This window comes from Rhizobium sp. 768_B6_N1_8 (assembly GCF_051811225.1).
In the GTDB taxonomy this organism is placed as follows: domain Bacteria; phylum Pseudomonadota; class Alphaproteobacteria; order Rhizobiales; family Rhizobiaceae; genus Rhizobium.
This window is the reverse complement of record NZ_JBPWPV010000001.1, coordinates 339,077-350,982: the sequence shown is the minus strand read 5'-3', so window position 1 is coordinate 350,982 and position 11,906 is coordinate 339,077. Positions and strand designations below refer to the sequence as shown.

At 59.6% G+C, this 11,906-nt stretch carries 9 protein-coding genes and 1 tRNA gene; 2 read left to right on the top strand and 8 right to left on the bottom strand.

Features of this window, described 5'->3' with window-relative positions:
• Positions 1-9 precede the first annotated feature (9 nt).
• From AB8B33_RS01715 to AB8B33_RS01695, 5 genes are all read right to left on the bottom strand, one after another.
• Positions 10-168 carry a hypothetical protein gene (locus tag AB8B33_RS01715; RefSeq protein ID WP_192728093.1) on the bottom strand — a complete coding sequence of 53 codons (159 nt, stop codon included), beginning with the start codon at positions 166-168 and terminating at the stop codon, positions 10-12.
• A 30-nt stretch (positions 169-198) separates the two neighbouring features.
• A complete protein-coding gene (locus tag AB8B33_RS01710; RefSeq protein ID WP_439014127.1) occupies positions 199-636 on the bottom strand; it encodes a DUF4174 domain-containing protein in 438 nt (145 codons plus the stop codon).
• Between the two features lie 111 nt (positions 637-747).
• Positions 748-987, bottom strand: a complete 240-nt coding sequence (locus AB8B33_RS01705) for a helix-turn-helix domain-containing protein (protein WP_113324871.1) — start codon at positions 985-987, stop codon at positions 748-750.
• A 224-nt stretch (positions 988-1,211) separates the two neighbouring features.
• A tRNA-His gene (locus AB8B33_RS01700) sits at positions 1,212-1,288 on the bottom strand.
• Positions 1,289-1,419: 131 nt separating this feature from the next.
• A complete protein-coding gene (locus AB8B33_RS01695; RefSeq protein ID WP_113324872.1) occupies positions 1,420-1,869 on the bottom strand; it encodes a phasin in 450 nt (149 codons plus the stop codon).
• Positions 1,870-2,084: 215 nt separating this feature from the next.
• Between AB8B33_RS01695 and AB8B33_RS01690 the strand changes: the two genes are divergently transcribed.
• On the top strand, positions 2,085-5,819 hold the full coding sequence (locus tag AB8B33_RS01690) for an ATP-binding protein (RefSeq protein ID WP_439014126.1): 3,735 nt from the start codon (positions 2,085-2,087) through the stop codon (positions 5,817-5,819).
• A 276-nt stretch (positions 5,820-6,095) separates the two neighbouring features.
• On the opposite strand, the gene AB8B33_RS01685 is transcribed toward AB8B33_RS01690, so the two are convergent.
• Positions 6,096-8,048: an acetoacetate--CoA ligase gene (locus tag AB8B33_RS01685; RefSeq protein WP_439014125.1), complete on the bottom strand. Its 1,953-nt coding sequence runs from the start codon at positions 8,046-8,048 to the stop codon at positions 6,096-6,098.
• A 162-nt stretch (positions 8,049-8,210) separates the two neighbouring features.
• On the opposite strand from AB8B33_RS01685, the gene AB8B33_RS01680 reads away from it, so the two are divergent.
• Positions 8,211-10,109 (top strand): AsmA family protein, encoded by a 1,899-nt coding sequence (locus AB8B33_RS01680; RefSeq protein ID WP_439014124.1) that lies wholly within the window; start codon positions 8,211-8,213, stop codon positions 10,107-10,109.
• A gap of 60 nt (positions 10,110-10,169) precedes the next feature.
• Here AB8B33_RS01680 and AB8B33_RS01675 read toward each other — a convergent pair whose 3' ends face one another.
• Both AB8B33_RS01675 and AB8B33_RS01670 read right to left on the bottom strand, forming a co-directional pair.
• Entirely contained in the window at positions 10,170-10,988 is an 819-nt protein-coding gene (locus tag AB8B33_RS01675) for an ABC transporter permease (protein WP_310378750.1), read from the bottom strand.
• A 3-nt stretch (positions 10,989-10,991) separates the two neighbouring features.
• Complete coding sequence (locus tag AB8B33_RS01670; RefSeq protein WP_007819316.1) at positions 10,992-11,903, bottom strand: ABC transporter permease subunit; 912 nt, start codon at positions 11,901-11,903, stop codon at positions 10,992-10,994.
• Positions 11,904-11,906 lie beyond the last annotated feature (3 nt).

Genomic DNA, 11,906 nt, shown 5'->3' with positions numbered 1-11,906 from the left:
GGAATTGCTCTAGAGATGCTTTGCCGGTTCCTCGTTCTCATCAGGGTTGGGAAGCGGCGTTTCATCCGGCAGGCGATCCGGTTCCGGTTCCTTGACCGGCGGCTCCGGCTTCCAGCCCGGTGAAGGCATTGGCGGCTGGTCGGGAATAGGTTCGTTCGGAACGGACATGGCCGGCTCCTTTACGATTGCGATATTGGATTATTTGTCGTGCCTGACGGTTTCGGCAGCGCGCACCGGCATGCTGTCGATGATGGCGAAGAGTTCGCCTGACGTGATCGGCTCACTGGCCTTCAGCTTCACGGTGCCATCCTTGCCAAGCAGGAAGGCGGCAAATTCGCCTGTGTCAGGCATGTCCAGTTCCTGGCGGAGCGCCTCGCCGTCCAGCCCGTCGCCGCTTCCGAAGAGCGGCTTTATGCTTGATCCGACAAGCTTGAGAATGACCATATCCCGCTCCTCAAGAGCGGCGCGATCGGCAAGCAACTGGTTTTCCTGGCGGGCTGCGCGGGAATTGTCCTGGTCGGCAATCACAATGAAGACGCGGTTTTTCCACTGAAACTGTTCGAGACTGGCGACAGCGGCGTAAGCTGCATTTGTCTCATCGATCTTCGTTGCGCCGTAAAGAAGGGTCTTGGACATACACATACTCCCGTCGACCGTTGAACGGCGCGGGAGCGCAAGAGTTCCAATCATGTCCCTTAAAAGGGGACGACGGCCGATCAGAAAATGCTGATCGGCCTTGTCGCCTCATCAGATATGCAAAAAGGCAGAAACTGGAACCTGCAGTGCTGCAGCAATACGCCTCAGCTTTGCCGGATCGGCGCTTTCACCATTTTCGATTTCGAGGATTTCCCCATTGGCCAGACCGCAGGTGACTGCGAGGTCTTCAATGCTGTAGCCAACCGCACTGCGTGCGTCCTTAACCGCAGCTGCCACGTCAATCGGGGAAACAGCGGTCGATTCCTCTATATTCTGAACAGAAATGGACATCAAATTCTCCTTAATGCCTCGGTGGACTGTCCCTACCCCCAAGCGGCAAGCCGCCAGCATTTCGCAACGCAACGAAGACATTGGGCAATTGCTGCATCGCACCGCACATAAATAGGTAAACTAATGTTAACGGCAATAGCAAAATGCGAGCAGGCATCATTTTGACATCAAAAAGCGCTGATGCCGTGCATTGCCGAACGGGAAAACCAACTTATGGGAGAGAATGGTACGGTTGGGGGGTCTCGAACCTCCGACCTCAGGTGCCACAAACCTGCGCTCTAACCAACTGAGCTACAACCGCACAATGTCACGCACGGCGCGACGGGGGTCACATACGAGGACTTGAACTTTTATTCAAGCCCCGATTTGCGCTCAATATACAAAAAGGCTGAACATGCGGTCCAGCCTTTATTATCTATCGAGCCTGGTAGATCAGGCAACCTTGAAGGATGCCATGGCCTTTTCAGCGGCTTCCTTGGAAGGCTTTGCAACCTTTTCGGCAACCTGCTTGGTGGTTTCCTGCAGCGACTTCGCCTGCTCGACGGTCAGTTCAGCCTGCTTGCGGAAGAAGGAGGTCTGCAGCTCGAAGAATTCGGCGACGGACTTGACGCCGAGAAGCGCTTCCATGTGCGAGAGCGAGCTTTCAGCATTGACGCGGAGCGCGTCGATCGCCTTAAGGCCGATTTCAACGCTGCCAGCCTGTGCGGTCTGGACCGTTGCTTCCAGCGTCTTGCCGGCTTCTTCGCCTGCGGACTTCAGCTTGGCATAGGCTTCCTTGGACTGCTGAGCACCCTTTTCGGCGAAGTCACGGAAAGACTCGGCCAGCTTGCTCGGGTCGAAAGAGGCAATTGAAAAAACGTCGTCGGTCTTTATGGTAGCCATCGGATCGTGTTCCTCTAAGATGGGCAGATCTTGTGCCCGCGATAAATCGGATAATTCTTATATAGGGCATTTTATTGTGCATTGCAACATCATTGTGCGCCGCACAATGCGTTAACCTTGCCGCCCGAAAGCTCCCGGCTCTTCTGGACCGACCGCAGACCTGCAGTTATTAATAAGCAGTTAATTTGAAGAGGCCGAAAGCGACAGGTTCGATCATGCCCGCAGTCCAGTATCCGTTCATCGACATTGCCGTTCATGCGCGGGTTCGTGAACGATTTTCGCGTGGCGAGGCCATGGTTCTGTTCTCGGGCGACCTTTCCCACTTGCTGTGGGCAAACGGTGCCGGCGCCGAGCTGTTTGGCCATGCTGCGGTCTATGACCTGCTTGATCAGGGCGTCAGCCACGCCGACATCACCTTCCGCCAGCTCGAGGCGACTGCCCGCCAGCTTGGCGAAGTCGGTGACCAGAAGACTTTTATTATCCGCATCGCTAAGTGTTTCCAGCGCGTTCAGGCTCCGGCTTCGTCGGAGCTCATCCGTCTCGCTTCTGGCGAGAAAGCCATCCTGTTTTCCGTTCCGGTCTCCACACGTCCGCTGACGGCTGGCGCAAGTGCTGCGCAGATGCTGCAGGGCCTCGATGACCCAGATACGCATATGGCAGTGATCGGGGCCGAGGGCGAAGTCATTGCCGCATCGCCAGGTTTCGCCTTGCTCGGCATCACGCAGCAAGCGGCAAGGACGCTCATCACGCTTGCCGGCGCCCATCCAGACCGGCTGGTGAAGCGCCCGGTTGCGACCGGCCGCGGCCACTTGCCGGCTGCCGTCGGCAAACTCAACGACGAGCCCGCACTCCACCTTCTCTTCGCCGTCGAAACGTCGATCGGTCATCTCGATCCCATCGAGCCCTCCGCCAAGGTGGAAGAGCCTGCGCCGCAGGAAATTGCACCTGCAGAAGCCGCAACGGATGAAATTGCTGATGTTGCCGCGCCTGTGGCTGGCTTTACAGAAGCCGAAGCGATCGACGCCGTTTCCGGCATCGAAGAAGTCGAGGAAACTCTGGAGGAAATCATCGGCGAGGCCGAGGAGCCGGTTGAAGTCAGCGAACCGACCGAGGCCGAAGCCCGTTTCGAGCCGTCGGCAGATGAGAGCATTTCCGAGCCCGAAGCAGCCGTCGTCGAAGACTCCGGCGAGCAGCAGGTGGATCAGCCGAGCGAAACTTTTGCCTCAGCGGAAGAAACCGTTGAGACAAGCGCAGAAGCTCCGGTTGTGGAGCAGGTTGAGCCGGCCGCTTCCGTCGCGGAAAACTTCGCGGCAACACCGGTGGTCCCGGTGGAGCCTGAAAGCGCACCGAATAGCAGCTTCGTCTTCAAGCCGAACAGCCGTGCCACCCGATTCGTTTGGAAGATCGATGCGGAAGGCCGCTTCAGCGAAGTTTCGCATGAATTCGCCGAGGCTGTCGGCCCGCATGCGAGCAACATCATCGGCAGCGCTTTCTCCGACGTTGCCGCCTTGTTCAACCTCGACCCTGAATCAAGGCTCTCCGAGGCCTTAGCGCGACGCGATACCTGGTCCGGCAAGACGATCTACTGGCCGATCGAGGGCACGAGCCTCGTCGTGCCTGTCGATCTCGCCGCTCTGCCGACCTATACGCGCAACCGCGACTTTGATGGTTTCCGCGGCTTTGGCGTGGTGCGCCTGTCGGACGCGCAGGAAGATCCTCTAGCGCTCGGACTGACGCTCGGGCCTGACGGCATCGGTCATGATGCCTCCTATCTTGGCCCGGTCAATGAAACCGCACCGGAAGAGACGGCACCGGCAGAAGCTGAACTGCCGCAAGAGCAATCTGAAGAAATTGCCGAAGCTGCGCCGCAGGCCGAAGATGCAGTGAATCCAGAGCCCGATGTCGAAGAAGACACCGGACCGGAAGTGGAAACGGCGACAGACGTAACCACTTCGGAAGAGACGGCAGCTGCGGAACCTGTCGCCGAGGAGCAATCCGCCGCTGAGCCTGATGTTGCCGAGCAGCGGGAAGAGCCGCCAGCGCTACGCCTTTCCGAAACGCCGAGCCGCCGCTTCACCGACAAGATCGTGCAGTTGCACAGCGCCAGCAGCGGTCTGACGGCTGCCGAGCAGGCGAATTTCCGCGAGATCGCCAAGCGCCTCGAAGCCTTCGGCGCGCGCAACGAAGAGCCGGTCGCCGCCCCACAGCCGGAACCTGATGTCGAACAGGCATCGGTAGTCGAAGACGTTGTTGCCGAAACTTCTGTCGTCGAGCAGGCAGCACCGCAGGAAGCGATCTACGAAGCCGCAGCAGAACCGCTGCCGGAAGAGGCTTCCCCGCAAGCCGAAGAAACATCCGCAGCCGAAGCGGAAGACGACGTGACCGAAGGTCTGCAGGAGACGGTCAGCCAGATCGAGGTTCTGACCAGCTTCATTCCGCCGCGCGTGAAGATGACGGACGGGCTCTCGGCGGCGACCGTCGATCTGCTGCCCGTTGCCGTGCTGATCCATGCTGGCGACCAGCTGATCCACGGCAATCCGGAATTCCTGCGGCTGACGGGCTACGGTTCCGTCGAAGCCCTCTCCGAAGTGGGCGGCATCGATGCATTGCTGCAGCGCCATGACCTCGAAAACGGTTCGGGCACGATGATGCTCGTCAAAGCCGACGACAGGCTGGTGCCGGTCACGGCCCGTCTGCAATCGGTTCGCTGGGAAGATTCCAACGCCCTGATGCTGGCGCTGATGCCCGTCGAAAACCGGGAGGAAGGCAGGGGCGAGGTTATCAGGCTCGACCAGCGTTCCGACCGGATGGTCGAGAAGGTCGCCAAGCTGCAGGTCGAGGTGGAGGAGTTGCGCTCGATCCTGGAGACGGCAACCGACGGCGTCGTCGTCATCGGCACGGAAGGCGATATCCGCTCGATGAACCGCTCGGCAAGCGCCCTCTTCAACTACGACGAACAGGAAACACGCGGCAAACCCTTCGTTATGCTGTTCGCGCATGAGAGCCAGAGGGCCGTTCTCGACTATCTGCATGGGCTTTCCGGCCATGGTGTGGCAAGCGTGCTGAACGACGGACGCGAGGTGATCGGCCGTGAGGCCGCCGGCGGCTTCGTGCCGCTGTTCATGACCATGGGCCGCCTGACCTCATCCAACGGCTATTGCGCCGTCATCCGCGATATCACCCAGTGGAAGCGTACCGAAGACGAGTTGCGCAATGCCAAGGGTGCGGCCGAAACCGCCAACGCCCACAAGACAGATTTCCTGGCGCGCGTCAGCCATGAGATTCGCACGCCGCTCAACGCCATCATCGGCTTTTCCGACATGATGGCGAGCGAGCGCTTCGGGCCGATCGGCCATCCGCGCTACATCGAATATGCCAACGATATCGGCCGTTCCGGCCGGCATGTCCTCGACATCGTCAACGACCTGCTCGATATTTCCAAGATTGAAGCGGGCGAGATGGATCTCGATTTCGCCTCCGTCGGCCTTAACGAAGCGATCTCGGAAGCAGTGGCATTGGTGCAGCCGCAGGCAAACAGCCAGCGGGTCATCATCCGCACCGCCCTTTCGCAATCGGTGCCCGATGTCGTGGCCGACCTGCGCTCGATCAAGCAGATCGCGCTGAACATCCTGTCGAATGCTATCCGCTTTACGCCATCAGGCGGGCAGATCGTCGTTTCCACTTCCTATGAGGCGAACGGCAGCGTCGCGATGCGGGTGCGCGATACCGGCATTGGCATGACGCGCAGCGAGCTCGACCAGGCGATGAAACCATTCCGCCAGGTGTCGTCCACGCAGTCACGCCATCGCGGCGACGGCACCGGTCTCGGCCTGCCGCTGACCAAGGCAATGGTCGATGCCAACAGGGCGATTTTCTCGATCAATTCTGCGCCGAACGAAGGCACGCTGGTGGAAATCACCTTCCCGTCGCAACGCGTGCTGGCGGGCTAAGCACTTATTTTTGCGCAATTCCGGACGCAAAACCACTGGACACTTTTGCTGGAATTACTCGCCAAAGAAAAGGCAGCCAATGGCTGCCTTCGAGAGTTGGTGCTGGTAAAACAAGAGCTTAGTCGATCAACGTCATGTTTCGGGAACCGCAGTTCCAGACCATCTCTTCATGTATGGTCTCCAAGTTGGTTTCACCTTTGACAAACCTTTCTTAACGAAAGGTTTCCAAAACGCGGAATTGATCAACGGCAAAAGCTTGTAGTTTAGCAGCCGCTATCAGACCTTTAGCTCTTCCAGTCCGGCAAAAAGCTTGAGTGCCTCGGGGTTGGCGAGCGCCTCCTGATTTTTCACCGGCCGGCCGTGGACGACCTCGCGCACGGCAAGTTCGACGATCTTGCCAGACTTGGTGCGCGGGATATCGGCGACCGCGATGATCTTGGCCGGCACATGGCGGGGAGAAGCGCCGACACGGATGCGGGTCTTGATCGCCTTGATCAGATCCTCGCTCAAGGTGACGCCGGGCGCCAGGCGGACGAAGAGCACGACGCGCACGTCGTCATCCCAGTCCTGGCCGATGCAGAGCGCTTCGGCGACTTCGTCCATCTGCTCGACCTGATTGTAGATTTCCGCCGTGCCGATGCGCACGCCGCCAGGATTGAGCGTCGCATCCGAACGGCCGTGAATGATCAGGCCGCCATGTTCGGTCCATTCGGCAAAATCGCCGTGGCACCAGACATTGTCGAAGCGCTCGAAATAGGCGGCGCGGTACTTGGCGCCATCAGGATCGTTCCAGAACATGACCGGCATTGATGGGAAGGCCTTGGTGCAGACCAGCTCACCCTTTTCCTGACGAACCGGCTTGCCTTCGTCATTCCAGACGTCGACGGCAAGGCCGAGGCCAGCTCCCTGGATCTCACCGCGCCAGACGGGCTGCAGCGGATTGCCGAGCACGAAGCAGGACACGATATCCGTGCCACCGGAAATCGAGGCAAGCTGGACGTCTTCCTTGATACCTTCATAGACGAAGGCGAAACCTTCAGGCGACAGCGGCGAACCGGTGGAGGTGATCAGCCGCAAGCTCGACAGATCATGGCTCGTGCGCGGCGTCAGCCCACTCTTGCGCACTGCGTCGATATATTTGGCCGAGGTCCCGAAGATCGCGAATTTCTCCTCGGCCGCATAGTCGAAGAGCACATTGCCATCAGGCGCGAAAGGCGATCCGTCGAAAAGGCAGAGCGTGGCACCGGAGGCAAGGCCGCTCGCCAGCCAGTTCCACATCATCCAGCCGCAGGTGGTGAAGTAGAAAAGCTTGTCCCCCGGCTGCACTCCGCAATGCAGGCGATGCTCTTTCAGATGCTGAAGCAGCGTGCCGCCGGCAGAATGCACGATGCATTTCGGTATGCCTGTTGTGCCCGAGGAAAACAGAATATAGGCCGGATGGGCGAAAGGCAGCTGCACGAACTCGATCGGCCTCGGCGCATAGGGAGCAACGAATTCTGAAAGCGTCTTGCCGCCGGCGATTTCGCGCGCGACCTCTTCGGCGTTGCCGGCATAATGGACCACCAGCGTCGGCACACCGAGGCTCTTGGCGACGTTCGCCACCTTCGACTGCACGTCCTGCAGCTTGCCATTATACCAATAGGCGTCGCAGGCGATGAAAAGCTTCGGCGCGATCTGCCCGAAACGATCGAGCACGCCTTGCTCGCCAAAGTCCGGAGAACAGGACGACCAGATGGCGCCGATCGACGTTGCCGCCAGCATGGCAGCTATCGTTTCCGGCATGTTGGGCATCATGGCCGCGACACGGTCGCCCTCGCCGATGCCGAGCGCGCGAAAGCCCTGCTGCAGCTGTGATACAAGCGCGCGCAGGCGATCCCACGACCAGCGGTCTTCGACCTTGTCCTCACCGCGGAAAATGATGGCATCGCCCCGCCCGCTTCCGCTCAGCAGGTTTTCAGCGAAGTTCAGGCGCGCCTCAGGAAAGAAGCGTGCTTCCAGCATGCGGTCGCCGTTAACGAGAATATCCGCGCCGCGCTCTCCCTTCACGCCGCAGAAATCCCACAAGGCCGACCAGAAGCTCTCCCGATCGGCGATCGACCAGGCATGCAGATCCTCAAAACCTTTCAAGGCGAGACCGAAGTCTCCATTGCAGCGCTGCAAAAAGGCATGGATCGGGCTAATTTCGATCCCATCTTCCGTGGGCTTCCAAAGCGGCTGATTTTCCTGCATTCAATCCTCCTCCCCAATGCGGAACTTATAGCATGCTGCATTGCATTATAAAGTGTGCAGCGACGCGATCCGCCGCGCGTGGGATTTGCATATGCCCGGTATTTCATATATCCGGCAAAATCAGAAAATAACGGGTAACCGGCTGAAGTTCCGGCGGAGCTCATGGGTACGTCAAGACAAGGCAGATGGCGAAAAAGGATCGGCCCCGTCTCGCGCTGGCTGCCGGCATTTGCCCGTGTCTCCACCATCCTATTGTTAATCGGGCTTGCCTTCTTCCTCGCGCTCAGGATCGCCGCTCCCTATCTTATTTCCACCGGCTTCGTGCGCTCCGGCATCGAGGATGCCCTGTCGAAATGGACGGGCTATCACGCCGAGATCAAGGGCAACCCCGTCCTCGAATTCTGGCCGACGCCACGCATTACGCTAAACGACGTCACCATCCGCCAACCGCGCGAAAGCGGCGACAAACTGCTCGGCCGCATCGAGAGCCTTTCAGCCGATTTCAGCCTGATCGATGCGCTGCGCGGCCGCACTCGCTTCCACGAATTTCACCTGCTGCGGCCCAGCCTCGCGCTGACGCGCGATGAGAATGGCCTGATCGACTGGAGCTATACCGGCCTTCTGGCACGAGCCATCGTTGGCGTACGGGATGACAACGGCGCCGAGGTTCTCGATCCGAAGCTCGACGCCGACATCGGTGCCGTGACGGTGGAGGATGGCACGCTGACCCTGACCGATACGCAGACAGGCAATGTCTACCACTTCGACAGCGTCGCAGCCGATATCGCCTGGCCGAAGCTGTCGAGGGCCATTTCAGCCGTCCTCATTGCCCGGTTCAACGGCGAGGACCTGAAGGTCGATTTTGCCTCTGCCGCGCCGCTGCTGGTCTTCGGCGGCAAGAATGCCGAGATGAAGGCCTCGATCGCTTCCAACCTGATGACCGCGCGTTTCCAGGGTGTCGGCAGCATGGTGAGCCTCTCCTCGGTCTCAGGCAATATCAACGCCAGCTTTCCTGATGTGCAGGCCCTCCTGAAATGGTCCGGCAGATCTATCCCGGGGATCGAGTCGCTGAAGAGCGCGTCGATGACCTCGGATGTGACGTCGGTATCCAACGGTTTCCGCTTCAACAATGTCAGTATGGCGCTGAACGATGCGAGCGCCACCGGTGTGATGGATTTCACCGTCGCACCCGGCAAGCGACCGAAGATCGGCGGGACACTTGCCTTCGACCAGATGAACCTCAAGCCGTTCCTCGATGCCTTCGCGCTCAGACTTGCCGCCGGCGGCCTTGGCGACTTGCTGCTACCGAGCCCTCTTGGACCGCTGCAACTTCTTGATCTCGATGTGCGGCTTTCCGCGCGACAGGCGCAGATGGGTATCTTTTCGCTTGCGGATGTCGGCGCCAGCGTGATCGTCGCCGGCGAGGAAGCGAAGTTCGATATTGGCGACAGCCAGTTCGAGGGCGGCGAAATGACTGCCCATCTGGAGGCGACCCGCCGCGATTTCGATGGTGGCGGCAAGCTGCAGCTTTCGATCCGCGATGCGGATTTCAATGCACTTGCCGAAAAATTGCAGCTCAAGGGGCCGCTGCCGCATGCGACAGGCTCCCTCGATCTTTCGCTGGAGACGCCGAAGGCGATCTGGACGACGGGACTTGCCGATGTGACCGGCAGGCTCAGATTCTGGACGGCTGCGGGCTCCATTCCCGGCGTCGATGTCTATGCACTTCGCACGCAGGCAGCGCAGAAGCCGTTCTTCGCGCTGAGCTCCACTGGAAACGGATCCTTCGCCTTCAGCAAGCTCGATCTTCAGGCCGACTTTGCCAATGGCACCGCAGAAATCCACGATGCGCGATTTGCCGGCTCCGATCAGATGCTGACGCTATCAGGCGTCATTACTTATGAGTCGAACGGGCTTGCGCTCTCCGGCGCGCTGGAAGCGATCGATCCGGCAAAAGCGGCCGATCTGCCGCGCCTGCCCTTCTTCATCGGCGGCTCGTGGCCGAACCCGGTCATTTCGCCGGTGCCGCTGTTCAACGTACCGACGAAAACCCAGCCTTAGCGCCTTTCCTGGTCAGTTCTAAAGCATTTCCGGACGCAAAGGCTTTCGCTGGAATTGCTCTTAAGCTGTCGCCGCCGCGGCCCTCTCATCGCGCTCGCGCTGCACTTCGCGGCGCTTGGTGACGACAGATGCACAGATGACGCCTATCGCCACGATGGCGATCAGAATGGTGCAGACCGCATTGATTTCCGGAGTCACGCCGAGACGCACCTGGCTGTAGATCTTCATCGGCAGCGTGGTTGCGCCCGGTCCTGACGTGAAGCTCGCAATCACGAGGTCGTCGAGCGACAGGGTGAAAGCCAGGACCCAGCCGGAAAAGACGGCTGGCGAGATGATTGGCAGCGTCACCTCGAAGAAGGTCCTGACCGGCGGGGCGCCAAGATCCTGGGCGGCTTCCTCGATCGACTGGTCGAAACTCAGAAGCCGTGACTGCACGACGACGGCGACGAAGCACATGGTCAGCGTCGTATGCGCCAGTGTGATGGTCCAGAAGCCGCGGTCAAGGCCGATTGCCACGAAGAGGAGCAACAGCGACAGGCCGGTGATGACTTCGGGCATGACGAGCGGCGCGTAGACCAGTCCTGAAAAGAGGATGCGGCCGCGGAAGCGCGTGAAGCGCACCAGGGTGATCGCCGCCATGGTGCCGAGGATCGTCGCGAATGTCGCCGACAGCAGGCCGACGCGGATCGTCACCCAGGCCGCATCGAGCAGGGCCTGATTGGAGAGCAGCGAGACATACCATTTGGTCGAAAAACCGCCCCAGACGGTGACGAGCTTCGATTCATTGAAGGAGAAGATCACCAGAAGCACGATCGGCAGATAGAGAAAGGCGAAGCCGAGCACGACGGAGGTGATGTTAAAGCGGGTCCATCTGAACATGGCTTATTTCCCTGCCTCGTCGGCTTTTGCCTGAACATTCTGGAAGAAGACGATCGGGATCACGAGGATGAGAAGCAGGATCGTCGCCACCGCCGAAGAAACGGGCCAGTCGCGATTGGAATTGAATTCGTTCCAGATCGTCTTGCCGATCATCAGCGTCTGCGAGCCGCCAAGCAGGTCGGGGATAACGAATTCTCCGACGGCCGGGATGAAGACCAGCATGCAGCCGGCGATGACGCCCGGGATCGACAGCGGGAAGGTGACGCGCCAGAAAGCCTGGATCGGCGTGCAGCCGAGATCCTGCGCCGCCTCGATCAGCGTGCCGTCCATCTTCTCCAACGCCGAGTAGAGCGGCAGCACCATGAAGGGCAGATAGGAATAGACGATGCCGATATAGACGGCTGTATTGGTATTGAGGATGATCAGCGGATTGTCGATGAGGTGCAGCGACGTCAGGAACTGGTTCAAGAGCCCTTCCGGCTTCAGGATGGCAATCCAGGCATAGACGCGGATCAGAAAGCTTGTCCAGAAGGGCAGGATCACCAGCATCAGGAGCGTCGGGCGAATGCTGCGGGGCGCCTGCGCCATGCCATAGGCAACCGGATAGGCGATCAAAAGCGTCAGGAAAGTGGAGATCCCGGCGATCACCACACTCGAAATATAGGCATTGAAATAGAGCGGGTCGTCGGTCAGGTAGCCGTAATTGTCGAGGGAGAAGCTCGAGACCTTGTCCCAGAAACCGCCCCAGCCATCAGCGAGAGCGAAGACCGGCTCATAGGGCGGCATGGCGATCGCCGTTGCCGACAGCGAGATGCGGAAGACGATGAAGAACGGCGCCAGGAAGAAGAGCAGCAGCCAAGCATAGGGAATGATAATGACAAGGCGGTTGTAGAAGCGTGAAGTGAAGGTCCCCATGGT